Source organism: Patescibacteria group bacterium (assembly GCA_034520665.1).
GTDB lineage: Bacteria > Patescibacteriota > Patescibacteriia > JAXHNJ01 > JAXHNJ01 > JAXHNJ01.
Window position 1 is genome coordinate 643,514 of record JAXHNJ010000002.1, and the last position, 26,447, is coordinate 669,960.

At 35.7% G+C, this 26,447-nt stretch carries 16 protein-coding genes; all 16 read left to right on the top strand.

The annotated features are described in order from the left end of the window. Nucleotides 1-5 precede the first annotated feature (5 nt). The 16 genes from U5L76_05620 (at nt 6) to U5L76_05695 (ending at nt 26,384) form a co-directional block, all read left to right on the top strand. Nucleotides 6-5,867, top strand: coding sequence for a hypothetical protein (locus U5L76_05620; protein MDZ7799044.1), 5,862 nt, complete (start codon nt 6-8; stop codon nt 5,865-5,867). A gap of 4 nt (nt 5,868-5,871) precedes the next feature. Further along, a complete protein-coding gene (locus U5L76_05625; protein MDZ7799045.1) occupies nt 5,872-10,206 on the top strand; it encodes a fibronectin type III domain-containing protein in 4,335 nt (1,444 codons plus the stop codon). A gap of 1 nt (nt 10,207) precedes the next feature. Beyond that, entirely contained in the window at nt 10,208-13,654 is a 3,447-nt protein-coding gene (locus U5L76_05630; GenBank protein MDZ7799046.1) for a hypothetical protein, read from the top strand. An 11-nt stretch (nt 13,655-13,665) separates the two neighbouring features. Next, on the top strand, nt 13,666-15,102 hold the full coding sequence (locus tag U5L76_05635) for a hypothetical protein (protein MDZ7799047.1): 1,437 nt from the start codon (nt 13,666-13,668) through the stop codon (nt 15,100-15,102). Nucleotides 15,103-15,184: 82 nt separating this feature from the next. Next, complete coding sequence (locus U5L76_05640) at nt 15,185-15,493, top strand: hypothetical protein (protein ID MDZ7799048.1); 309 nt, start codon at nt 15,185-15,187, stop codon at nt 15,491-15,493. Then, nucleotides 15,490-16,818, top strand: a complete 1,329-nt coding sequence (locus U5L76_05645) for an NAD(P)H-hydrate dehydratase (protein MDZ7799049.1) — start codon at nt 15,490-15,492, stop codon at nt 16,816-16,818. The genes U5L76_05640 and U5L76_05645 overlap by 4 nt, the downstream gene beginning before the upstream one ends. 200 nt (nt 16,819-17,018) lie before the next feature. Next, the gene (locus U5L76_05650) at nt 17,019-17,963 is read left to right on the top strand and encodes a PEP/pyruvate-binding domain-containing protein (GenBank protein MDZ7799050.1); all 945 of its coding nucleotides are present in this window, start codon (nt 17,019-17,021) and stop codon (nt 17,961-17,963) included. A 1-nt stretch (nt 17,964) separates the two neighbouring features. Further along, on the top strand, nt 17,965-19,743 hold the full coding sequence (locus U5L76_05655; protein ID MDZ7799051.1) for a hypothetical protein: 1,779 nt from the start codon (nt 17,965-17,967) through the stop codon (nt 19,741-19,743). Next, on the top strand, nt 19,740-20,228 hold the full coding sequence (locus tag U5L76_05660; protein MDZ7799052.1) for a PrgI family protein: 489 nt from the start codon (nt 19,740-19,742) through the stop codon (nt 20,226-20,228). The genes U5L76_05655 and U5L76_05660 overlap by 4 nt, the downstream gene beginning before the upstream one ends. Next, complete coding sequence (locus tag U5L76_05665) at nt 20,221-20,910, top strand: hypothetical protein (GenBank protein MDZ7799053.1); 690 nt, start codon at nt 20,221-20,223, stop codon at nt 20,908-20,910. The genes U5L76_05660 and U5L76_05665 overlap by 8 nt, the downstream gene beginning before the upstream one ends. Before the next feature lie 3 nt (nt 20,911-20,913). Continuing rightward, nucleotides 20,914-22,923: an ATP-binding protein gene (locus tag U5L76_05670; GenBank protein MDZ7799054.1), complete on the top strand. Its 2,010-nt coding sequence runs from the start codon at nt 20,914-20,916 to the stop codon at nt 22,921-22,923. 15 nt (nt 22,924-22,938) lie between these two features. Further along, nucleotides 22,939-23,550, top strand: a complete 612-nt coding sequence (locus tag U5L76_05675; protein MDZ7799055.1) for a hypothetical protein — start codon at nt 22,939-22,941, stop codon at nt 23,548-23,550. Between the two features lie 10 nt (nt 23,551-23,560). Continuing rightward, on the top strand, nt 23,561-23,854 hold the full coding sequence (locus U5L76_05680) for a hypothetical protein (GenBank protein ID MDZ7799056.1): 294 nt from the start codon (nt 23,561-23,563) through the stop codon (nt 23,852-23,854). 593 nt (nt 23,855-24,447) lie between these two features. Next, nucleotides 24,448-24,576, top strand: coding sequence for a hypothetical protein (locus U5L76_05685; GenBank protein MDZ7799057.1), 129 nt, complete (start codon nt 24,448-24,450; stop codon nt 24,574-24,576). A gap of 224 nt (nt 24,577-24,800) precedes the next feature. Beyond that, nucleotides 24,801-25,067, top strand: coding sequence for a hypothetical protein (locus tag U5L76_05690; GenBank protein MDZ7799058.1), 267 nt, complete (start codon nt 24,801-24,803; stop codon nt 25,065-25,067). 1,143 nt (nt 25,068-26,210) lie between these two features. Further along, nucleotides 26,211-26,384 carry a hypothetical protein gene (locus U5L76_05695; GenBank protein MDZ7799059.1) on the top strand — a complete coding sequence of 58 codons (174 nt, stop codon included), beginning with the start codon at nt 26,211-26,213 and terminating at the stop codon, nt 26,382-26,384. The last annotated feature ends 63 nt before the right edge of the window (nt 26,385-26,447 follow it).

Sequence of the window (26,447 nt, forward strand, 5' to 3'; positions counted from 1 at the left end):
TTAGGATGGGATTTAAACAAAATAATAATTTAAATAAGAAAATAATCAACAGCTTTTTTTTACTGCTGTTTTTGTTTTCTTTTTTATTTATAGCTATAAAAGCCAATAAAGCTAAAGCACAATTTGGAGGACTAGTATTTGATCCAAGTGTTTATCAAGCTATAAGTACAGAGAGTGTTAGAGAAGCAGCGGATGATGTAAGAGAAGCAGCGGATGATACTAAAACAAGCATATGGGATAAAATTAAGGATAGATTGCAAGTAGCCGGTGATGTGGCTTATAAAAATGCTTTAAGAGTATACGTAGGCCGGTTAGCTCAAGACACAGCTACTTGGCTGGCTTCAGCCGGTACCGGCCAGAAGCCGCTTTTTATTACAGACCCTAATTACTGGAAAGATTTGACAGATGCGGCCGCTGGGGACGCCCTTTATACCTTAGGGGCTAATGTTTTTGGTGTTAATATGTGTGAGCCAAATATCGGTGTTAAAATGAATATTACCTTCGGCTTGGGCCGAATTTTTAATCCCAATACCTGGTGTGAAGACAGTTGTGAGTGGGCCTATAACAGTAAAATTAGTAGTGTAGGAGAAAAATTTAATGAGGATAAAGTAGAATTTATTGATGACACTAAGGTGCCTAAAACAGGTATTTTAAACTATTACCAACAGTTTGCTTCAGATGCCAAGAGAGATGATAAAACTTCAACAAGATTTGATGAATTTAAAAAAATGTATGGTGATAATTTTCCTTGCCCGGTTAAATGTGTAGGAGAAGAAACCGTTGGTCCTCCGTCTCCGGGTATGCTTTGTATGGAGGCTGAGTATGAAGATAATCCGGATAATATGGAGAAACTCCCAACCACCTTGGAAAATTTAAGAGCTTGTATCTATACTTTACAAAATATATCAATTGAAGAAAGTCAGGAAGCCACTAGTGACCGGACTAAATGTATGAGAAATTGTAATAATTATGAGCCGAGAAAAGCCCAGTGTAAGGCTAGTGATATTTGGACTAATGTAGAAACTATGGCTGATGAAACCGGTGGTAAATTAATTGGTGACACAGTTGATATATTTCTCAAACCAGAAGAAAATGATATTGGCCAATTACTGCTTACTTATGAACATATTAATGAAAAAACGCAGGCAGAATTATCAAGAGAAAAGACTCTTGCAGAAGGACAGATTAAGCCGGTAACGGCTACTGTTAGTAAAAGTATTTTATCTCCCCTGGAATTTGTTCACGCCCGCGGTAATCTTGCTTTAGATAAAGGGACTGAACCGGCGGTAGCCTATACTGGTTCCTGGTATGCTGACTCTATTACTATTTTTACTAATACTTTAATCAATAAATTAATAGAAAGAATTTTTGGCGGGTGCGGCTTAAATCAGGCGGCTTGTGAAAGTAGTCCGAGTGGCGGCTCAAAACTTAGTCAGCTTATGTTTGGCTCTGGCGGGCCAGTCGGTACAGCCGCGGCCAAACTGCGTTTCTCTTCTATTGCCAAAGTAGAATATAGCCGGGGCAGTCCCGGGCAAGACCCGATAAATAGCGGGAATTTAACTTCAGAAGGCATTATTGATTCTGGTTTTGGAACAGCCATAAATGAGAAGATGACCGTTAAAAAGGCTCTTGAAGAAGGATTAATTGGCGGTATTTTTGGTTTTGATATTGAAGGACGCCAGCCCTCTATTGATTCTGGTATCTCTTACCGAACTATATTATATTTAAGAAAGTACCGGGTAGTGCCCGTGGGCTGGGAGTTGGCCGCTGAGTGGATAAGAGAAAATCCGCAGAGTATTTCTTTAAAACAAATAATGAACGAATATAATAATTGTGAACCAGGCGGAGAAAGTACCTGTAGCCATTCTGAAGAGACCTGTGTTAATAATAGCGATTGTTATGACGATTCCATTTATCCTACTTGTAATAACAGTGGAGACTGTACTGGAGTATGTAGTGGTACCTTTTGTATAAACGAACCATCGGTTTCATGTACCAGTGATACCGATTGTAACCAGGTCTGTGCTCATGAGACTAGCGATGATACTTCTCATTGTTATTATTTTTGTAATGATGACAGTGATTGCGGCCCTAGTGAAATGTGTGTTGATAATTTTGGCGGTACTTCCGGTCATTGCGTCAGCGAAAACGAAGCTTATTGCCAATATCAGTCATCAGCTTCTCCCTTTTGCGGTTTAATTGATCCTAACTGGGTTTTAAAACTGTCGGCTACTTATTGTGAAAAAAGCGGAGCCGGAAATGAAATTATAAGCCGGGATTATATTTGTGCTGATGATACTAACAGTGACGGAGAAGCAAATTGTTATTCTGGCCGTGAAGGAGATTACGCCGATGATATTGGCCAATGGCAGATTATGAGGGATTCTAATACTTGTATTGACGAAATTTCTTGTTTAAAAGAGGATGATCAGGGTAAATGTATTAAATATGGTTATTGTTTTGAAGAAAGGCCAATCTGGGGTTTCAACGGAGAGGAATGCCCGCGCCAATATGCTTCCTGCCAAACCTTTGCTGTTCAATCAGGCGAGGAATATTCCTATTTAACCAATACTGTGGATACAAACGGTTGTGATTCCACTAATGCCGGCTGCCAATGGTATTGCCAGGATTATGATCAAGCAAACAGCACCTGGACTTGCCCCAGTACCGGCAATAAAATATATTTAGACCGAGATGTGGCCGAATGTGAAGAGTCTGATAAAGGCTGCCAGGAATTTATCCGCATGTCTCAAGGAACAAACTTAGAAAATAGTTCAAGTTTTGAATATTATGAGGCTTGGCCAGCTGCGATTGTTCCTAATTCCGGAGAAATTGATGATGGAATAGAAGATGAAATTTATGGAGTATATTATAAAAACCCCAGTCTAAATTGTGGCGTTGAAGTAGAAGCAGTTAGCGAGGCTCATAGCGGTTCAGTCGCTATAAAATTACTTCATCATAATACTGATTGTACGGGTGGTGATACGGGGCATTATCTAAGTAGTGAGGGTATTAATATGGGATCTTCTGTTTTGAATAGGACTTTTACTGCTTCTTATTATGCTAAAGCCACAGAACCTGTAAGTAGTATTTTTAGAGTAAAAAATGGTGGATGGGATGACACATTAAGCCCCCCGGCAAATGTTTTTGTACATCTAGCTAATAAAAATGTTGATTATACTACTGATTGGCGACGTTATAGTGTAACCTTTACTGTTGATGAGTTAGCTCTTAAGAGTGATGGTAGTCCGGCTAATTCTGATATGTTAGTTTTGCTTATTAACACTAGTGGTGATCCGACTATTGATCTTTTTATTGATGATTTACAAATTGAAGAAGGTGGTATAAGCTCTTATAAAAATTATGCTGAATCTAACAAAATTTATTTAAATGGTGAAAGATTTTCTTGTCCTAAAGAAGATGTTGGTTGTGAAGAATATTCGCCGGTTAGCGGCGGACAATCAATACCAGGGGTAGTTTATGCCAATAATCTTTGTTCAGCCGATGAAGTCGGTTGTCAGGCTTTTCGCGAGAAGGCTATTGAACGCATTCCCCAGAGACCAGAAACAGATCCTCTGTATTTTATTTCCGGTACCGGTACTCAGTGTAAAGCCGAAGATGTTGGCTGTGAGGAATACACAAATTTAGAAAAAGCAGCCAGTGGCGGTGAAGTCAGGGAATATTTTAAGAAAATTAAGCAGTGCGTTAAACCGGATTCAAGCGATATAGTCACTTATTATACTTGGGTCGGAGATAACGAAAGTGGTTATCAGTTAAAATCATTTTCCCTTAAGCAGAGTAATTTAAATAACTACGATAGTGAAACTGGATCAGCCCCTTGTACTAATTTAGATATTTCAGGCGGCGGCGTTGACCCGGCCTGCCGAGATACGGCTCCGACTTCAGATTATGAACCGGCTGTTTGTCAAGCCTCAGAAGTCGGCACTAATCCAGATTGCGCTGAGTTTTATGATACCAGCGGAAATGTATTTTACCGTCTGCGTTCCCGGATTATTGAAGCTACTGATAAATGTGTTACCTATAGAAATTCTATTGATAATTCCCAAAGCTTAGATAACGTCTATTTTATTAATCCTGAAGCCAGTATGACTTGTTCAGCTGACAAAGCCGGCTGTCGGGAATATAAAGGCAATACCGGTGATGTTACCCGGAAAGTTTTTGAAAGTGATTTTGAAGAAACAAATTTAGCTGCTACTAATTGGACTAATGGCGGCATTAGCAACGAATCTTTGAATATTGACGGCCACTCTCTGCGGGTTTTAGATAATTCTACGGCCACTAGTGTTATTAATCCGGAGGTTTTAAAGGAAGCTAAATTAGTTGAGGGTCAGTATTATGAATTAAGTTTCTGGATGAAGCCAAATAATGCCAATTATATTAATTCCATAGTTATACAAAATGACGCTTATGCCTGCAGTAGTGGCGGTGATTGTTATAGTGATTCTGGTTGTCCAACTGGGGAAACCTGTGATGATGTCGGAGAGTCTGGAGCTATAAGTTTTGGTAGTTTCCCGGTTAGTTTGACCCCGGAGTGGAATCTTTATACTTTTGGTCCGCTTAGGTTTAACCGAGAGGCTCTTGGCTTTGAACAATTAGCTATAGCAGCCGACGGTTCATTTTTTCTGGATAATATATTATTGGAAGAAGTGGCTGATACTGATTATTTAATAAAAAATACATTTGTTTCCTGTTCAGCTGGTAGTGTTGGTTGCCAGGCCTACAAAGACTCTAAAGACGATGTGCATTATATTAAATCTTTTGACCACCTTTGCAGTGAAGAATATATTGGCTGCGAAGCTTTGATTAACACTCAGAATTCAGCTAGCCCCTTTAAGGAAACAATTAAAGATATAGACATACCAGCCGATACAGTAGAAAGTATAGTTTATGATAATAGTAAATTCTGTCCGGGTTCATCAAAAGGCTGCCAGATGCTTGGTTCGCCGGTTATGGATAGTCTTGAGCGTATAGTTAAGTGGGAAGATAAATATTTAATTAATAATCCGGATAGATATAATTATCGTGAAGGTGATCAAGATCTTTCTATAGCTTGTTTGGCTGAGGAAGAAGGTTGTCAGGAATACACTTACGCCGAAGGTTCGGGCCTTATGTGGTTTAAGGATCCTGGTGGCAAAACTTGTGAATATAAAAATTTATTTGAGGATGAAGAATATAAATGGTACAAGACTAACACTGACCAGTTTTGTCCTTCAATTACGCCACCGCCCGAGGGGAGACCTACTGGTTTAGCCTGTGTTAATACCTGTGATTCTGGGGGTTATGCGGGTCAGGCTTGTGTGCTTGACGAAGACTGTAAAAGCTGGTGTGACGCCGCTAGTGATAATACTGGAGAAATGTGTCAAGAGGCGGCGGATTGTCCTAATGGCAGCTGTGTGGCCAGTAATTGCCAGGGAGACACTGATGAAGTTGGTAAAGCTTGCACTGATTCCACTGATTGCTCGGGAGATAATAAATGTGATTATTGGGTTGGTTTATGTCCGAGAAATGAGAGTGGCTGTAATGAATACCGTGATCCCACTGATCCGGCTGGTTGCCGCTCCTCTTGCAGTTTGATGGAAATTGGCGGAGAGCCAGTCCCCTTTAATAATAGCTGCCAAGCCACTGTTTGTGTAGCTGGTGGGGAGGATGGGGAATATTGCGGTAGTGACGCTGATTGTCCCGGCGGTGCTTGTTCTGGCGTCGGTATTTCTGGTTGCCGCTCCTATTATTATATTAGAAACACCATTGAAGAAAACAAAGGAGACTGTAATGGCCAGATTGATCTTGAAACCGGTTGCCGGCCTTTTAATGATGTCTCTAATCCAGAATTAAATCTAAGAATTTAATAAAATGAAATTTAGAAATAACAAAAAAATAAATAGAAAAACTTTAGTTCTGAGTATTATTGCGATTTGCCTAGTTTTCTTTGGTAGTTTTATTTTCTCTTTAAATTTTAATTTTGATAGTATAAAAAATATTATTAACCCCTTTTCCAAGGTCCAAGCGCAAACCTCAGCCCTTTATTTAACCAATATTCATGTCAGCACTATTAACCATGATAATGCGGTTATACATTGGGAAACAAATGAGCCATCTGATTCTTTGGTAAATATAGGCACTACGTCTGATTATGAAATGCCTAATGTTAGTTCTTCAGTTATGGAGAGAATTCACCGCTTAACAGTTAGTGGCTTGGAAGCAAAGACCACTTATCATTATCAGGTAGTTTCCCAGTCAGAAGACGGAGAAGTAAAGACGAGTGTTGACCGGACTTTTACCACTAGCGAAGAGTCTTCAACCACCTCTACCACTGCTCTTACTGTGGAATCAATGCAGGTGGAAGCAAATTATGACCGGGCCCAAGTTAGTCTAACGGCTTCTTCACCCAGTCAGGTTACTATATTTTATGACACTTCTTCACAGACTGATTCCAGTGGCTATACTCATGCTCAAAGCACAGCTTCTTACGCTATTTCCTCAACTATATATTTATCCGGTCTTTTTTCGGATACAGATTATTATTACCGAGCTCGTATAGAAGATGCCAGTGGCAGCAGCTTTGTTAGTGGTGAATTTGAGTTTAAGACTAATCCTGAGCCACCACCGGCGACTATGCCAGATAGTACTAAGTTTAATGCTGGTTGTGGCGGTGGAATTTTAATTGGTGATTGTTCGGGCACCAGTTATTGTGATCCCGGAGCGGCCGCTTTGATTAAAAGGTGTGATAAATGCGGCTACGCTTGCCCCGAGGGAGAAACCTGCCGTACAGACGGCACTTGTGTCAGTGACCCGACTGTTAATGTACTTAATTATTATCAGTGTAATTCTCCGCAGTGCTATGATATAAATGGTAATTTCATCAGTCCGGCGGTAGATCCCGGTTGTAACTCAAGCTATCCCCGGTGTAATGCCAACACTGTGCTTAAAGTAGCCAGAGACCGCGAATGTGCCAAATGGCTCACTTGTGGCACGGCTATTGAACAGACTAACCCGGAAACCGGTCAGTCTGAAGAGCTTTGTATGAACTTGGCAGTTTGTACTTCTCTGGGAGAAAGTGGCCAGTGCACTAGTTATGCTAACCTACCCCAGGTTCAGGAAACTTATCGTATGCCCGAAGAAGCTGATAAAATTCGCTGGCTGTCTGGCTCAATCAACGCTGGTCTTGACTGGCGCTATGAAAAAGGATCACCGGTTATCTCGGGCTATTATCCCTGGTCCTCTATGTCAGAAGTGGGCGGTAAATTAAAAATTAAGAACTGGAATTTTGAAGAAACAAAAATTATTCAAGCGGAAATAAATAGTGATAAGCCTGGTCTAGAAGATGTTAAGACTTATGATATTGCTGAATGGTCCGATAATTTTATAAAATATCCTAATAAAGCGTCAAACAATACTGATTTAGAGAGTGTTTGGGATCCGAGCCAGCCAAATAAAGAAAACCGTTGTTTGAAAGTTGGGTCTATGGATGGACCGGGTCAGGGTGTGAGTATTTTAGCCCAAGGCAGTACTGCTACGGCTAGTAAATACGTGGCTAATTTGCGTATCAAATCCAGTGATTCTGCCAGTCAAAGAGTGGATATTCGTTTGAGCAGCGGTGGCTCTGACCCGACTATTCATGATTTTGGCACCTATTTGCTAACCACTGGCTGGCAGCAAATAACCACCCCGGCTATTGACGGCCTTGGCAAGCAGGATACTTATATTCAGGTAGTCTTAAATTCAAATTCTGATACCCAGGCCTTTTATATTGACGATCTTAAGTTAGAGCCGGTTTTAGAGGTTAAAGATGACTTTTATTTAAAACGCTCCTGCCGTCTTTATCCAGAAGAAGACTCTATGTCTTGTGAATATTTTGATGACAACGGTATTTATCACAAGGGCTGGTATGGCTATTGCCTGGACTGGGACCCTAAAAACGAAAATAAATGTATTTCCTGGTGGCCGGTGGATATCCTCAAATACGAAGACAATATTTTTGGCCAGAGAGAGTCGGCCGGTTACACTGGCCGCCAGCCGGTTTATATGTGTATGGAGAGTGAGGGGGGCGATTCGACACTTGAAAGAGTTGTGGATAATTCTACCGATAGTTGGTTGGGTTGGAATGTTAATTATTTAGATGAATGTGCTAGTGGTCAAGAGTATGGAATAGATTCGGAAGATGATTTGCCTACATACCCACAATTTGATTCTTCTGATTATGATTTTGCTATTTGTAATCAGACAGGCGGTGTTGAACAGGGATATTCACTTACTGGTAGTGAGATTGCAGTTTTACCAATTGGCGAAGAGTGGGCCCCTGATGATGCTAGCTGTGATCATCTTGCTGCAATTGATGGTGATGAAACTCCTGCAGGTTATTGCTACGGGGTTATTGAATATATGGAAACTAAACATCCCGAATATCATTACTTATCTGAAAATGTAATTTCATATCTTTCATTAGATACTATCGCAAATTGGGATGAGGGTATTTTGTGGTCGTTTATTTCTTCGGGTGGTGAATGGCCAGTAGGCGGACTTACGTTTGATGGAGATAAGATGTATGGTGACTATTATGATAGTGAAGTTAAGGGTCCTACGAACAAGAGATATCGGAAGAGATTTGTTGATGACGGAAAAATATATTGGAGATTGAGGGCACATGATGAAAATGATTTAGTGTTTTTTCTAATTTTTGAATGTTTAGATAACAGTGGTGTTGTGAGAAGCTGTAGTATAGATGATAGAGGTCAGCTTACTGCGATGGCTATGTGGGGTGACGATAATACTCCCTCCGACGCCGAAGTTTCTTCTTATAGAGTAAATATAGAGTTACGTGAGAGATGTAATAAATTAGCTAAAGTTGTAACGGATGGAGGAGGTAATATGGCTTGGGCTGAAACTATAAATTCTAGTAACTATAAAGTTTCAGATCTAAATTATTTGCAAAGCACTGACTTAAACCCTTATGGCGGAGCTGTTATGACTAACCCGGAAAATTTAAGACAACATCTTTTGGTAGAAGAGCCCAATAGAACAGACTTTTCCTTTCCTTTCCAGGAAAGAGCTGGTAAACCTTATGCTTGTGTTGGTGATTGTAATAATCGTCGATGTTATGGTGGTGGAGCTCTTGATGGAAATCCTTGTCGAAGTAATTTGGATTGTGTAGATGATACTGATCTTACTCAGATAAAGTATGGGACTTGTGTCGGGGTTGGCATATGCAAAAAAAGTGATGAAAATTGTTATACTGATGATGATTGTGGCGGGGAAGATTATTGTATTGGTGGAGCTGCTAGCAATCGCGGTGAGCAGGAAGTTATGCTTTGGCCAACGACAGGTCGGTGTGATGGTGACCGGCTAGGAAAAGAATGTAATACAGATGATGATTGTAATGTTGGAGAAGAATGTTATCACACATATTTTGCCGAAAATAGAATCAGGAGTTTATTTGCCTTAAGTTATGGTATATATGAATGGGATCAGACCAACGGCCGTTACTCCTCTATTAGTGATAGTGATTCGCCTTTGGTATATCATTCTAAACCAGGCTGGGGTCCGCCTAATCGGGTTTGTGCAGACGGTATCAGGCCGGATTATGATCCTTTAAATCCGGACACTTACTGCGGATTCCCACCCAAGATTACTAATATTAAACTGGGGGATGGCACTTCCAATACAGCTAAATTAGGTAAAGACGGCGGTAAAGTAAAGCTAAGCTTTAATACTGAAGTTGACCGCCAACAGCAGCCCTTAAAAAATATCTGGATTGATTGGGGCGATGACACTATAGATCAAGTAAATTACGGTTATAAATCAAAATCAGACCCAAACAATCCCCATATCTACACCCATGCTTATCAAGCTGAGCCTTCTGGCGTCAAATATAATATAAAAATCGCCATTGAAGATAATTGGGGCTGGTGTTCTTCTGCTCAAGATACTAATTATATCTATTACGGCACTTGTGATGGCGGTTCAAGAGACGGCTTGATTTGTGATGAAATACCGATTTGGCCTTTTGATGCTGTACCTGATTGTCCTTACGGTAATTGCACGGGTGTTTATACTTGTGATTTGCATCCGACTTCAACCTGGACTCCGATCAGTACCTGTCAAGGTGGTACTTGCCAAGATGGAATATGTTCAGGCGGTCTGGATGACGGACGCTCCTGCACGCCTTTAATTGTTGATTTAACCGATTAAAATGCTATTTAACTTAAAAAACAAAAAAGTTAAATACACTCTAACCAGTCTCAGCCTTGTTTTTATACTGGTGTCTTTTGGTATTTTCTGGCCCCAGGCCGCTAACGCTGGAGCGGTTGAACTTTTTACCGAATTACTTGGTCATCTGCTTTATGAGGTGGCTGGGCTTTTAGGTAAAATTTTAGTGGCTGTTATCCAGATGTTGATTGCTATTGTGCAATATAATGATTTTGGCCAGGCCACAGCCGTGCAAAAAGGCTGGGTGATTATTCGCGATGTTTGTAATATGTTTTTTGTAGCCGTGCTTTTGATGATTGCTTTTGGCACCATATTTAAATGGGAAACCTACCGCTATAATAAGCTTTTGGGCCGATTTATTTTGATGGCTTTTTTGATTAATTTTTCCAAGTTTATTGCTTTATTTTTAATTGATGTTTCCCAGGTAATTATGATGACTTTTGTTAATGCTTTTTCCGATATTGCGGCTGGTAATTTAATCTCAGCTTTTGGACTGGAGGAAATGTTCAAATTTATGGAAAGCGGCGGGCAGGATTTAGAATTTTCCGGCGTAATCGGAGCTCTACTTCTAGCTATTATACTCTTAACCATAGCGGTAGTTACTGTTTTGGTACTTACTATGGTTTTACTCATGAGAATACTGGTTTTATGGCTGTTAATCGTTCTCTCTCCTCTGGCTTATTTTCTGCGTACTTGGCCGGGCTCGGGCGAGAAAGCCTCTTCTATGTGGTGGAAGGAATTTGGTAAAAATTTAATTAACGGTCCTTTAATTGCTTTTTTCTTATGGCTTTCTTTGAGTATTATTTCTACCTCTGGTGGCGACAAATTAGCCCAAGAAGAACTTAACTATGGCGACCGTAAAATTACCACTGAACAGGCTATTGAATACGAAGAGGACACTGGTATGCAGGACCTTGGCGCATCGGTGGGGGGTAAATTTTACACGACCATTAGTAATATTTCTTCTTCAGATCGGCTGCTTAGTTTTATTATTTCCATTTCTCTGCTTATGGGTTCTTTATTGGTAGCCCAAAAAATGTCCTCGGCCGGCGGACAAGCGGCTGGCACGGTTTTGGGCAAGGTGAAAACCGGTCTGACTAAAGCCGCTAAACTGGGAGCGGCTGGAGTGACTTTTGGAGCTGGAAGAACAGGACTTGGTTTACTGGCTCGCACTAAACCGGTTAAAAGAGCAGCTAAGGGCGTAGGTAAGTGGGCTTTGGGAGAAACTATGGCTAGGACCGGTTTTGAATTGCGTCCCTCTGAATGGGGGAAGGGTATTGAAAGAGGTGGCGAAAGGAAGTTACAAGAACGCGAAGACAGAATGAGGGCTAAGTCCCAAAAAAGAAGAGAAAAAGGTTATCATTTGGCAGCCTCTTTAAGTAATCCCGAACACGCTTTTTATGAATATTGGCGTTTGTCAACACCTGGAAAAATGTTAAGGCACCCCCTTCAATTTTTTGGCAAAGGTACAAAAAAAATGCACGACGCTTCTTTAGAGCAAAAAGCTAAATTAGATAAGATCAAAGAACGCGATAGTGAAGTATACGATGATGAAAAAGGAGAGTACAAGGATGTAACTAAAATTCAAGAAGAAAAGATGATCGAAAAAGAGAAAGAAAAAGTAATTAAAGAAAAAACTGAAGAAGTGGCACAAAAAAGAGAAGATTTAAAACCGGAAAAATCCTGGCCAGAACTAGAAAAAGAACTTAAAGCTGATGGCGCTACTGAAAATGACCTGGCTGAATTTAAGAAAGATTTTCAGACAGTTAATGAGGAATGGATGCGCTATGCTTCTGTCGGAGAGGTTATTAAAAATGAAAAAGGAAAAAAAATAGGTACGCAGAGGATAACTTTTGATGAAAAATGGGAGAAAATGAGAACGAGATTAGAAAAAAAGGGTTTAACTGATGAAGAAATTAAAGAAGAAGAAAAAAAGTTTAATAAAGAATGGAATAGAAACAAAGCAGAAAATATGTTAAATCCACATGAGCTGAATAAAGAAGCCAGAAAAAAATTTGAAGACAAAAATTACAGTGATGGCGATTTAAGAAAGGCTTATTTTAATAATAAAGAAGAGGAAATAGAAAAACTAAAAAAAGAAAAAAATGAAATAAAAGATCCTGATTTTATAATGGAAGAAGACCAAAAGCAAAGAGAAAAAAAACTGCAAGCTATTAATGATGAGTTAAAAAAAATTGATAGGGATATTAAAGCAAAAGAAGAGGAAGGCAAGAAAAAGAATATAAAAATTGATCTTTCTAAAGAAAAGAATCTAAAAAAAGACCTAGAAAAAAGAAAAGAAGAAATAGAAAAGGCTCCTTTGAGTGATAAAGAGAAAGAAAGAAAAGAAAATAAAATAAATGAGATAAATGAGAAAATTGAAAATAAAGAATTCGAAAAAGATTTTACTGATATGACGGAAATAGATAGACGGGAATTATTAAGGCAGCGCGAAGCCCAGAAAAAGGAATATGAAAAGGCTAGAAAAAAAGAAATTGATAGAATGCCGGCTATTGATTACTCGACCCGTAAAAATCAGCGTTTGGCTATTCAGAAAGAAAAAAATGAATTGACCACTGACAGTTGGCAGGAAATTGCCAGTTTTATTGAAGACGCTAAGAAAAAAAATAATTTAACTCGGGTGGCGGCCGGTTATCTTAAGGCGGCTGAATATGGCAATGAAAACGAAATACAAAATTATTATGGTTATGATAGTGATGCTAAAGGGTTAAAACAATTTGTCATGGGTGAATTAGTCGGTGAAAAAGGTTTGGGCAAGAATTTTAGAGAAGAAACAGAAAAAGCCGGTTTATCTTGGGAAAGTTACATTGATAAATTTGGTCATTATGTTGAGGGTATGAAGGGTAAAAAGGGGATGGGCATGTCTATGGAACAAGCCTTGAGTATAGCTAACGATGTTTCTTATACAGCTGAAAGAATGAATCACTGGGGGGCGGCCCGGGCTGTAGGCGTACAAGACGGCCGACAAGTTTGGCAAAAAGAAAAAGATCGTTTAACCGAAGTAATGGCTGAGGTGAGAAAACTTGATTTTGAAAATACTATGAGAAGATTTAACCGATTAGCTTTTGGCTCAGAAAGAATTAAAGATAAATGGGATTTCCGTGGTGGAGGCGGAAGAGATTTTATGATGAATGATTTTGCCTTGGCTTTTATGATGGAAAACTGGAAAAAGTTTCCCACACTTTTAGAGCGGGGACGTTTTGGGGTTAACTTGGCTATTAATTTAAGTAAAGAAAATAATATTGATCTTCTTCAAGAATTATCCACAGAAATACCGGCTGAAGAAAGAGATCGTTATTTAAAAGTTGTTGATGGTATACAAAATTTTGCGGCTACTGGTGGAGAAAGCGAATTTGATGATTTAGAAAGAATGCATCAAAGAAATTTGGGAGGATGGGAAAATTATTAAAATAAGTTAATATGGTAAAAGAACCAATAAAAAATATAGATTATACAAAAAAAGAAACCTTAAAAAAATACCAGGATTATTTAGAGTATCTATATACTTTTGATAAATATAAAGATGCTTATGCTATGGCCAGGGCTTTGCCTAATATATTGAGTAAAATTGATAATTTTAAAGAAAAATATCAGAGTTTTTATAAATCTTATCAGGAAGTAATAAAATATGCCAAAATATTATCCATAAATTTTCTGAAAGAAGAAGAAATTATTGAATTATTTCGTAATAACCTCTTTGAAATATTAGATATTGACTTTCCTGAAATATATGAAAAAGTTAAAACGAAAATATCTACGCTCATGTTTTTTGAAGATAGAGATGCTTTAAAGAAAAAATTAATTGCTGCTATACAGGAAAATAATCAGAAAGTAGGAGAAGAAGAGATAGTAGTTAATGAAAAGAGTACAGAGCCGACTATAAAAGACTGGTTAAGAGACTGCCAAATAAATATGGATTTGAAAAAAAATGATGCTTTAAGTTTAGCTGCATTTATTAATAACAGTAAAAATATCCAAAATCTAAAAAAGGAAAGGGATAAAATAATAATCTCTAAACTTTATGAAATCTACAATAATTTACACATTTCATCTAGTTCAATGGAAGGCTTGGAAAGAAAAATTACAGTTATTGATAAAAATGGGGTAAAGAGGGTTTTTAATAATGGCAGAATGGAAAAAATTAACGTTGATGAAAAAACAAAAAAGGAATTTGATATTGCTGAAAAAATACTTATAAAATACGGTTATAAAAGAAAAGAGGAAAGCAATGAACCAGAAGCTAAAACTTCCTTAAAAAAGGAAACAGAAAAAACAGATAGGGAAAAAGATAAAGCTTTAAAAAAAGAGACAAAAAACATTCAAGATAAAGTAAAAAGATCTTTAGGCAAATATCAAGAGCTAATGAGGGGGATAAATAATGAGGAAGCTAATATTATTAAATCTTCCGGCCAGAATAGTGAAAAAATAAAATTAGAATTATTTGATAACATAAAAGAAAATAATGGAGAAAATTTATCCGCCTACCTTTTTATCCTATCACGTTTAAGAGAGCTAAAAAATATAAACAAAGAAGAGAAATTTAAAGATATTTTCAAACAAGAGATTATACTTCTTCTAAAAAAACAAATGCCGGAACTAGACGAACAAAAACAGATTAGTAAATTTGAAGAAAATTTTAATCATCCAATTTATACTAAAATATTTATTAAATACTTATTATCCAAAGCCTTCTCTTCCGATAAATCAGCCGGGTCTTTTGTAGCTACGCAATTGGAGAATATATTCATGGCCTTGAATCAAAAAGAGCTTTTGGGTTTGGCTTACTTTGACTTAAAAACTGAAAACTATAAATGGGCTGAGACCAGTTTAGAAAATGGTCAACTTGTTCTAAGATAATTAAATTTTAACCAAAAACCAGGCTTTTAATAAACTGGTTTTTTTATTTGATTTTAGCCAAAAAATAAGCTAAAATAATTATATGCGTTTTACTCTAAATAAAAATAATATCCGTCTAAATACACCGACTTTACTCAAGAAGTGTGGTTATCATTATACGGGTATGTTTCGGGGTGAGCCTGGTTTTGCTCGGCGGGCCGGGAGAAGCCGCTATCCCCAGTTTCATATTTATGTTAATGAAGAGAGTCAGGATAAATTGGTTTTAAATTTACATCTGGACGCTAAAAAGGCCAGCTATGCTGGCAGCAAAATGCACGCCGGGGAGTATGATACCGAGGTTGTGAAACAGGAGATTCAAAGAATAGACGATATTATTAATAATCTTTCATGAAAAAATATAATCTTAAGAACCAAGTTCATTTCATCACTATTAATACATATAAAAAATACTGGCTTTTTAAGAAAGAAAATCTTTGCCAAATAGTAATTGATAATCTAAATTTTTACCGCCGTAAATTTAGTTTTAAATTATTGGGTTACGTAATTATGCCTAATCATCTACATTTATTAATTCAATTAAATAAAAAATATAATGATATTTCAAAGGTAATGAGGGATTTTAAGAAATTTACAAGTGTTCAAATTATAAAGCAGTTAATAAAAGAAAATGAAAAAGATTTACTTAAAACATTTTCTATGACTGGTAAAATTTTTAATTATCCCTCTACTCTGGGTACTGCCCGATCCTCAGATCGGGCTAGTCTCTCGGCCGAATCTGAGGATTCGGCCTACCCGACTAGTTTTAGAAAGAAAAGAAAATATTCAGTCTGGATGAATGATTTTTACGACTTTAACATCTATTCCGAGAATCTTCTACTCTGGGTACTGCCCGATCCTCAGATCGGGCTAGTCTCTAAAAAATTTATCTATATGAAAAAAATAAATAAATTAATTTTTAAAAAACTCTATCAACCACCCAAAAATTCCCACAAAGGCGACAACGGTGTTTTATTGATTTTAGCCGGTTCAAAAAAGTACCACGGGGCTCCTTGGTATGCTATTGAAGCGGCTTCAAAAATTGTTGATTTGATTTATTTTCATTCAGATCCAATGGCTATGCGCTTAATGGAAGAAATAAAAAAGAAAACTCCGTCTTTCATTGTAGTCAGTAAAAAAGAATTATCGAAAACAATTCAAAAATCAGATTGTCTTTTAATTGGTCCGGGTTGGGGTAAAAATGAAGCTAATAAAAAATTAATAAATAATTTATTAAAAAAGCATAAAAATAAAAAATTCGTTTTAGATGCTGATGCTCTGGCTTTAGTTAATTTAAAGCAGTTAAATAAAAATATTCTGATTACTCCCCACAGCAGCGAGTTTAAAAAATTATTTAACATAAAAGCCAATCAGGAAAATCTCAAAAAAATGGCTAAAAAGTATCGGGTCAATATATTATTAAAAGGAAAAAAAGATATTATTTGCTCGCCCCAGGCATGTTTTTTCAATACTCGAGGTAATCAAGGTATGACCAAAGGCGGCACCGGTGATGTTCTGGCCGGTTTAATTAGCGCTTTGGCTTGTAAAAATGATTTATTAACCGCCACTAAAGCTGGCTGTTTAGTTAATGGCTTAGCCGGAGATAAATTATATAAAAAATACAAAGTTTATTATAACGCTCGGGATTTGATTAAAGAAATACCTAAAATTTTAAAATAATGGAAATATACCGCAACTAAAGGGAATCAAGAAACATAGAAATTTTGATCATTGGATCATTTGAATTTGAAATTTGAAATTTGTTTTTAGTACTTGGGTCTAAAATACATCTAAAATCAAGACACTGACCCCTCAAAAAAGCCTATTAAACTTTCTTTGTCTAAACAAACATTATATGGTATAATAAACAAGTAAAATATATGCCTAATTTTGTCTTACCTTTTTCAAAAATAAGCAAAAAAGACGTGAAAAAAGCCGGTGGTAAGGGCGCTTCTTTGGGTGAAATGACAGGCATAAAATTACCAGTACCACCTGGATTTGTAGTTTTAGCCAATGCTTTTGAAAAATATTTAAAAGATACGGATATTAATGTAGAAATTGAAGCAGCTTTGGATAAAGTAAGTGTTAAAGATGTTAACAGTGTGGAAAGAACTTCAAGCAAAATTAGAGATTTAATCCATGATTTTAAAGTTTCTTTAGACATAAAAAAACAAATTGAAAAAGCCTTTGATAATTTAAAAAGTAAATTTGTAGCGGTCCGCAGTTCAGCTACAGCTGAAGATTCAAAAATAGCTTCTTGGGCTGGTGAATTGGAAACTTATCTCTTTGTTGATAAAAAGAATTTAATGGATAAAGTAAGAACTTGCTGGTCTTCCTTATACACTCCTCGGGCTATTTTTTACCGCTTTGAAAAGGGGCTACATAAAAGAAAGGTGGGAGTAGCTGTAGTAGTTCAGGATATGATTGATTCAGAAGTTTCCGGGGTGGCTTTTACCGTTCATCCGGTTACCCGCGATAAAAACCAAATGGTGATTGAAGCGGTCTTAGGCCAGGGTGAAGCCATTGTCTCCGGTCAAGTGACTCCTGACACTTATGTTATTGATAAAGAAGATGATTATATTGTTGATATAAATATTTCTGAACAAAAAGAAAAAATAGCTTATAAAAAAAATGGCGGGACTAAGAAAGTAAAAATAGTAAATAAAGATATTGGAAAACAAAAATTAAGCGGCCAAGAAATAATAGGGCTGAGTAAAATCTGCAGCCAGATAGAAAAGCATTACCGCCATCCACAGGATATTGAATGGGCTCGGGCAAAAAATAAATTTTATATAACCCAATCAAGACCAATAACTACCTTATAATATGACGGAGGGAAAATCCATACAACTGATAAGTGAAGAAGATTTATTTGAAGAAATTCAAACTAATCTCTTAGAATTAATTTCCGACAGTGATTTTGTTTTAGAGTTTAAGCTAAGGCTTATTTCCTGGCTTCCCTCAGACCGCCAGAAATTTATTAATCAAATAGTTGAAGCTCTTAAAAATAATAATCAGTCAGTCGGTACTTTTATGGTTTCAGCCGAAGGCCATAAAATGCCCCCAACTGTTTCTAACTGGCTTAAAGACTTTGAACAAAGTGTTGGTGAGAATTTTAATCAAAAAAAGAAAGAGGAATATCTTAATTCCCCAGAATTTAAAAAGATAGAACTGGGACCGAGAACACTGCTGCAAAATCTTTTTGAATTTTATGAATTAATAAAGTCTTTTCAAAAAGAACCGGAAAAAGTGGAAAAAATGATGGTGCGTGATAAAAAAGGCAATCTTCATGTTATGGATAGAGGAGAGTTATATGATTTAGAGAAAAAAACTTCATCTTTAGAAAAAGAAAAAGAATCTGACGTGGCTTTTACTTCTGATCCCGTTCCCGATAGATTTTCGGCGGATAAAAAATCTACAGCCGATAAGTCTATTTCTTCTAAAGCTACGGTGGATCCGGAAGAAAAAAAGAAAATTAAGCCAGAGGAACCATATGAAAAGAAAAAGCAAGAATTTCCTAAAGAAAAAGCGACTAAAATTGAAGAAAAGCCTAAAAAAGAGGAAAGCCAACCAGAGGCCAAAAAACCAGAAAAACCGATTGCTTCTTCCTATATGTATCCTGAGGATGAAGAAGAAATCAGGGCTCAAAAAGATAATCTGTCCTCATATTCTCTGCCTAATATGGTTACATCTAATTCGGTTATTAAGGAAATAATTGAAAAGAATAATATTAATTTTTCGGATGATAATTTAGAAAAAAGATTTAAATCAATTTGCATTTCATATTTTAAAGGTATCCGCAATGAAAGAAGAACTAAAGATTTATTAATGCGCTCCACTAAAGTGGGAGGCCTGAATTATTCTGAAGATACAGCTCAAAATATTATTGAAATTCTGGAAAAAAATAAGGATAAAATTGATAAAATTCCACACGAGGAAGAAAAAAAAGAAGTAAAACAGAAAGTACCTACTCCCAGAGAAGCTTTAGAAAAAGCTATGGCTGATAAAGAAGTTATAAAGAGTAAAGAAGATATTAAAGCAGAAAAACCAGCCACTGAACAAAAAAGACCCGAACTCAAAAAAAGCAAAAATATTAAACCAAAATTTAAAGAAGAAAAAAGAAAAAAAACAAAAGAGGAAGAAAAAAAAGAGCCTATTTTACCAAAGACAGAATTATCACCAAAAACTGAAAAAAAGAAAGATATTAAAGTTGCCCGGCCAACCTCATCAGTCCGTGGAAAGAGGAAAATTGAAGATATAAAAGGTAAAACTAAATTACTGGGTCCTATTGATGAATTAAAGGAAATGAATCTTCGTGATTTTTCAAGATTGGGCTCTGATAAAAACAGTGCGGCTCAGAAAATTTATGAAAAATTAAATTTATTAAAGGAAGATTCTTTTTCAAAATATTCGAAAGGTGTTAAAGCGTGGCGGGAATCTGAAATTTATAATTTATATCTTGAAATGGGCCGTCAGAGTATGGAAAACCAAAAAACTATTCGGGAAATAATTGAACAAAGAAAAAAAGAAAATCAGCCCTATTTAAGTGAACAACAATTTAACGAAATTGTTGATTTAAATAAAAAATTAAGCTTTAGTTTATGAGACAATACACAGTGCCACAATTTATAGATATTGAAAGTAAAATTATCGGTTCTATTTCAGTGAGGCAATTTATTATTTTATTGGCTGGTGGTATTGTTATTTATCTTAATTATGAATTGTTTGGTTCTATAAATTTCTGGTATTTTGGCATAACTTCTTTGTTTATATTTGCCTTTACAGGGACTTTAGCTTTTTTGAAAATAAATGGACAGTCTTTTCAATATTTTTTACTTAATATCTTTAATATTATTAAAGATCCGAGATTAAGAGTTTGGAATAAGGAATTTAGTAAGAAAGATTTTCAAGTTAAAAAATCTAAATCACCCGATACAAAAGTAATAGCTAAAAAAGAACCGCTTTCTTTATCGCATTTAAACCGTCTTTCTTTAGTGGTTGATACAGGCGGGGCTTATAAGGACGAAGACAAAATATTTAAAAAATCAACAGTTAAATATATTAAAAGAAAAAAAGATAATAATGAGTAAAAAAAAGAAAGTAAAAAAAATAAAAAATAAGAAATCTGCTTCTACCCAGAAATATCTAGATATAATGGAAATTAAGGATAATTGTGTTATTCTTAAAGACGGCACTTTAAGAGCAGTTTTGATTGTTTCTTCTATTAATTTTTCCTTAAAATCAAATGAAGAGCAGGATGCGGTTATACAGAATTATGTACAATTCTTAAATTCTCTTAAATTTAATCTACAAATAGTAATACAGTCAAGAAAATTAAATATTGAAGGATATTTGAATAGGCTTCTAAAAATAGAAAAAGAACAAACAAATGAACTTTTAAAAATGCAAACCAAAGAATACAGACAATACATTACTGAATTAGTAGAAATGGCTGATATAATGAGTAAGAAATTCTATGTAGTTATTCCCTATACAGGACAAGGAGAAAAACCAAAAAAGTTTTGGAATAGATTAACTGAAGCCATTTCTCCCGGAAAAGTTATACATATAAAAAAGAAAAAGTTTAATAAATATAAGACACAGTTATTTAAACAAGTGGATTTTGTCAGAGACAATCTCTCCTCAATCGGCTTAAGGGCCGAGCCACTAGATACCCAGAGTTTAATTGAATTGTATTATAATACTTACAATCCGGAAACTTATGACCAACAAAAATTAACTGATGTAGAAAAAATAAATTTAGAGAAATAAATTATGGCTGATATAAATCTATCAAAATTTAAATCAGAAAAAGAAAAAGAGGTAGCTTCGGAAGAGAGTAAAAAGAAAAATTTGAAACCGGAAGAAGAAAAAGATCTGATTGAAGCCGAAAGAATTTATCAAAAAGGCGCTGTTTCAGTTAGAGACTTAATAGCTCCGGCGGCTGTTAATATTGAAAAAGATTATATAAATTTAGGTAGTCAATTTGTGCGTACAATATTTGTGGTTACTTATCCGCGCTATATTTCAGTGGGCTGGTTTGCTCCAGTAATAAACTTAAACTTGACCTTGGATGTTAGTATGTTCTTTTATCCGGTTGAATCAAAAGTAATTTTAAAACAACTTAAAAATAGAGTCGGTGTTTTAGAAGCTCAGATAATGTCAGATGCGGAAAAAGGAGCCCCCCGTGATCCGGTGAGAGAAACGGCTTTGAAAGACATTGAAAAATTAAGAGATGGTTTAACTCAAGGGGTAGAAAGATTTTTTCAATTTGCTCTTTATGTCAGTGTTTATGCTGATAGTAAAAAAGAACTGAATAATATAACAGAAAAAATAGAATCAATTTTTGGCTCGGTTTTGGTTTATACTAAGAGAGTGCTTTTTCAGGCTGAGCAAGGCTTCAATTCCACAGTGCCTTTGGGTTTGGATGAACTGCAAATAGCTTTTAATATGAATTCCAGTCCTTGTGCTTCTTCTTTCCCTTTTGTTTCAGCCGATTTAACTTCAGAAAATGGTATTCTTTACGGCATTAATCGTCATAATAACAGTCTTATTCTTTATGATCGTTTCTCTCTGGAGAATGCTAACTTTAATGTTTTTGCTACCTCAGGTTCTGGTAAGAGTTATGCTATTAAACTGGAAGTTCTACGCTCACTTATGTTGGGCGCTGATGTTATTATTATTGATCCGGAAATGGAGTATAAATATATTTCAGATGCGGTTGGCGGTACTTATATTAATATTTCCTTAAATTCTGAAAGTAAGATTAACCCCTTTGATTTACCCAAATCAGTATACAGTGGTGAGAAACCGGCTGATATTATTCGTTCAGCCGTTATTACCTTAAAATCTCTTTTACGTTTAATGCTGGGAGATTTAACTCATGAAGAAGATTCCATTATTGATCGGGCTTTATTAGAAACTTATTCTACTCATGATATTACAGCTGATTCTGATTTAGAAAAAGTTAAACCTCCTTTAATGAAGGATTTACAAAATGTTCTTGAGGGTATGGTCGGAGCTGAAGAATTAGTCCAAAGAGTAAAAAAATATACTGAAGGAACATTTTCCGGTCTTTTTAACAGCCCGACAAATGTAGAAGTTGAAAATCAATTGGTCATATTTTCGGTCCGTGATTTAGAGGATGAATTAAGACCGATTGGTATCTCTATGATTATTTCTTATGTTTGGAATGTGGTTCGTTCGCAAATGAAAAAACGTATTTTAGTTATTGATGAAGCTTGGTGGCTTATGCAAAATGAAGACTCCGCCAAATTTATTTACGCTTTAGTAAAACGCTGCCGCAAATATTATCTTGGTGTGACTACTATTACCCAGGATGTTAATGACTTTTTACGCTCACCCTATGGGCAGGCTATTGTTAATAATTCGGCTCTTAAACTTTTGATGAAACAATCTCCGTCTAGTATTGATATTGTGGCTAAAACTTTTCTTTTAACTCAAGGGGAAAGATACTTGCTTTTAGAGTCGGGCGTGGGAGAAGGTATCTTTTTTGCCGGTACCCGGCACGCAGCTATAAAAATCGTCGCTTCCTATGCTGAGGATCAAATTATAACTTCTGACCCCAAGCAACTTTTAGAAATTGAAGAAGCCAAAAAAGAATTTAAAGATCAGATGGTAGAAGACGACGAAGAACAACAAGAAGAGGGGATAAAAGGAGAAGAGGCAGAAAGCCCGGTTAATAAAATTGGCGAAAAACCTGAAGCTAAGGAGGAAAGTATCAGAGGTATAAATATTAGTAAAGACAGCCAAGGTTTAGGTTAATTAAAATATAAATATATGAAAAAATTATCTATTATCATTATGGTAGCCGTTATAATTATTTTAGGAGGTCTGGCCTTTGTATTTTTTTATTGGTATGAGGGTAATGGCAATGTGAATGACGACAATCTTAATCAAGCAAATACTAATTTTGCTTTAAATTTAAATCAGAATCAAAATCTAAATCTTTCGGTTAATACAAATGCGAATAATAATACTAATTCGGCTATTGATAAAAGTAAAGAAAAAAATGAAATAATAGGAATGGCCCATACTTTTGCTGAACGTTTCGGCAGTTATTCAAACAAAAATGATTTTGAAAATTTAGAAAACCTTAAATCATGGATGACTTCTAGCTACCAAAAAGATATAGATAGCTATATTGAAGAACAAGAGAAAATTAGATCTGAAGACGATGATTATAAAGCTATGGTGAGTAAAGTAATTTCTAATAAAATAACTAATTTTTCCGACGAAAGCGCTAGAGTAGAGTTATTAACTGAAAGAACTGAAGAAGATCTAACAGATACTCTGGATAATTATTATCAGAAATTAGTTTTAGAGTTAAAAAAAATTGATAATACATGGAAAATTAATGCTGCTTCCTGGGGTGAAAAGAGTGATCTATAAAATATAAGTTATGAAAGAATTAGATGAAAAAAAAAAGAGTGAAAATAAAGATAGGGAAATTGAAAGAGAGTTAAAAGAAAAACGTTTTAATGAAAGAAACATTAATCAAGAAAATTTACGTGAAATTCCTGAAACCCAAGCGGATGATGGGGAAACTCCAGAAGAATATAGAAATTCATCCTCTGAAAAAGATGGATTAGATTTTAATCAGGAAGATACAAAAAAGGAGGAAGAAGAAGATGAGGAAAGACAAAGAAGAAGAAAATTAGAAAAGAGTAAGAAAAATAGCCAAAGAGGAGGTTAGAGAAAAAGTCAAAAAGTAGTTAAAAAAGCAGCTAAAAGTTTTTAAAAATACTCATTCAAAAGAATAATGATACCAAATTCTGGGGCTATCGTCAGTTTTTTTCTGGCTACCTGGTATATTTGGCTTGATTTTGGCAGTAATTATTTTTCTGATTATTTTAGGACATTACATTTATGAAAATCCTAGCGAGATTACAAATTTTTTGGATAAAGAAACTTTTGAGGGCTTAAAGGCAATTTTTAAGTCCTGATTATTAAATTATAATATGATAAATAAAAATATAAAAATATTAACTAAATTAACTTTAGCTTTTAACAGTATTATTTTTTTACTCTTTCCTTTTATAATACTTTAGCTCAAGAAGGAGGCGTCAGCGAACGAAATCCGGAGAAAAAGGAAATACCAGTAAGATTTGAAAATACCAAAAATCGACTAAAACCCTGTGATGAAAACGGGAAAATTTGCTGGTAGTTACTGTGCTCAATAACTTTGGCGAATTGCTGTGTCAGTTTTTCTGACGGGTTTGCTGGAGCAGTGTGTTTGCCGCTGTCATGATTGTCTTTGCTGGTTTGAAATCGATTACTGCAGCGGCAATGTCCACCAAAATAGAAAAAGCCAAAGCCACTTTAAACGGCGCTTTAATAGGTCTGGTTTTAACCTTAGGGGCTTTTGTTTTACTTGATCTAGCCCGGCCTTGGTCCGCTTTAAACTTTTGCCCTTGATCTAATATATCAAAAAATGTTTTAGATACTTTTTATTGCAGGGTCTACAAATCGAGATAGATAGATCACACCACATTTTGCTTGCTGGTACAAGTTATGGTATTCCTAAAAGTGTCCAGGATGAAGTGGGTTATAATAAATATTATTGTTGTGGTAGTGTCTGTAGTGACTGTTTGATGAGGAGGGTAACCCACGAATTTGCGCTAATGATGTAACTATGGTGGGTGAAGATTGTCCTTCTTTATTGTTCTGACCCACAAAAATCATGTGAGGAAGCTAATAAAGATGAGCGTCAGAAAATTGAACTCGACATATTGGAAAAAAATAAAATAACTGATTATAAATGTAGTAAGGATAGACCGGTATTTCCTCCGACTCCTGTGCTTATGTTGAAAATAGTAGAAAATCCTTGTGAAGGAAATTGGAAAAGAATAAATTGTAGTTTTAAAGGTAGAATATTCTGGAGAAGTAGAAACAGCTTGTTGGGATAGAGTGGAAGGATTATTGTACAACGATGAAAGAGTATAGATATCGATAATGGTGTTGCGTTTTATTGAAAGAAAATACATTTTTTGCCAAGAAGAGTTATGTATGGAGATGTTTGAAGAAAAGATATTATACAGATAGATTGCTATAATAGTTGTATAATACAATGGAGAAAGTTATACAGTATGTCAGGGACGACTATGGAAAATTGTAGTTCAATATTACGCACTAATTTATTGTGGAAAAAATTTAAAGATAAAAAGTAAATATTATTAATAGGAACCTAAGTTAAAAAGAAATTCACCACTTTATGTGGAGAAAATCCTTGTGGATCAAGTACATCTGCCAGTGCGCCAATGGATATTTGGCTGTATGGATGTTAACTTATATGTTAAAAAAATACAATTTTTCCTAATTTAAATACAAGATGAAAAATAGCTAAATAATTTTTACCCATCAATTTTCCGTTTTGTTATTTATTCAGATTTTTAGTCAGGAAGAAGGAGCTGATACAGAAGTGGTTAAAAGGATATTAGAGTCTACAAATTCCTGGTTAACCAAAAAAATGTATCCCATACTTCGACCCGCTGATTATTGTGTCAATAACTTTGGCCATCACACTATAGAATTTCACCAGCTCGCAGCGGCGCACCCCCTTTGCCGGCACTGCCAGTGCACGCCACTCGAAAAGTGAGAAAAAGCCAAACTTGATTTTAAACGGCGCTTTAATGGGTTCGCTTTAGGGCTTTCGTTTTACTTACACTTACCCCAGCCTCTGGTCCAACTTTTGCCCTTGTCTAATATATCAAAAAATGTTTTAGATAATTTCATTGCAAAAATAATTCCCGCATAACTCAATATAGTTACCCATATTTTGCTTGTGGGCAAGATACTATATTCCTAAAAGTGTCAATATAAAAAAGCAGTTATGGTAATTCATATTGTCGTAGTGAATGCGATTCCGACTGTAAGAAAATAACTTTGGGGAGAACGGCAAAAAATTGAAAAGGATTGTCCTTTTAAAATTGTTGAATCTTATATTTATGCGATGAAGCTGATGATGAAAAAATGCGAAGGATGCTGTTATCGGCTAAAAAATCAGGAAATAAAATCAAGCTGCCGTAGTAATTACAAGGGTTTTGGAAATAATGGACTGCCGAATTTTCAAAAACACGTGGTACGAGGATAACCTAATATTTGAAGTTACCTTTTACAAGATTGATGGAAAAGTTGTGAAAGAAGTTACTGATATAAGAATAGATTGTGAGTGGTGGTACCAAATGCTTGACTCTGATAATAATAAATCACAAGATAATTTATAATTCTGACAAAATTTTTGTACTATTTTTGTATAGCTCAATACTATTTGTCGTATGAAAAAAAAA

Bases quoted from the DNA above. Each gene is read 5' to 3' on its own strand.
- U5L76_05695 (MDZ7799059.1), top strand. From the start codon at position 26,211: ATGGACTGCCGAATTTTCAAAAACACGTGGTACGAGGATAACCTAATA.
- U5L76_05640 (MDZ7799048.1), top strand. From the start codon at position 15,185: ATGCGTTTTACTCTAAATAAAAATAATATCCGTCTAAATACACCGACT.
- U5L76_05645 (MDZ7799049.1), top strand. From the start codon at position 15,490: ATGAAAAAATATAATCTTAAGAACCAAGTTCATTTCATCACTATTAAT.
- U5L76_05635 (MDZ7799047.1), top strand. From the start codon at position 13,666: ATGGTAAAAGAACCAATAAAAAATATAGATTATACAAAAAAAGAAACC.
- U5L76_05675 (MDZ7799055.1), top strand. From the start codon at position 22,939: ATGAAAAAATTATCTATTATCATTATGGTAGCCGTTATAATTATTTTA.
- U5L76_05660 (MDZ7799052.1), top strand. From the start codon at position 19,740: ATGAGACAATACACAGTGCCACAATTTATAGATATTGAAAGTAAAATT.
- U5L76_05625 (MDZ7799045.1), top strand. From the start codon at position 5,872: ATGAAATTTAGAAATAACAAAAAAATAAATAGAAAAACTTTAGTTCTG.
- U5L76_05620 (MDZ7799044.1), top strand. From the start codon at position 6: ATGGGATTTAAACAAAATAATAATTTAAATAAGAAAATAATCAACAGC.
- U5L76_05650 (MDZ7799050.1), top strand. From the start codon at position 17,019: ATGCCTAATTTTGTCTTACCTTTTTCAAAAATAAGCAAAAAAGACGTG.
- U5L76_05665 (MDZ7799053.1), top strand. From the start codon at position 20,221: ATGAGTAAAAAAAAGAAAGTAAAAAAAATAAAAAATAAGAAATCTGCT.
- U5L76_05630 (MDZ7799046.1), top strand. From the start codon at position 10,208: ATGCTATTTAACTTAAAAAACAAAAAAGTTAAATACACTCTAACCAGT.
- U5L76_05670 (MDZ7799054.1), top strand. From the start codon at position 20,914: ATGGCTGATATAAATCTATCAAAATTTAAATCAGAAAAAGAAAAAGAG.
- U5L76_05680 (MDZ7799056.1), top strand. From the start codon at position 23,561: ATGAAAGAATTAGATGAAAAAAAAAAGAGTGAAAATAAAGATAGGGAA.
- U5L76_05655 (MDZ7799051.1), top strand. From the start codon at position 17,965: ATGACGGAGGGAAAATCCATACAACTGATAAGTGAAGAAGATTTATTT.
- U5L76_05685 (MDZ7799057.1), top strand. From the start codon at position 24,448: ATGTCCACCAAAATAGAAAAAGCCAAAGCCACTTTAAACGGCGCTTTA.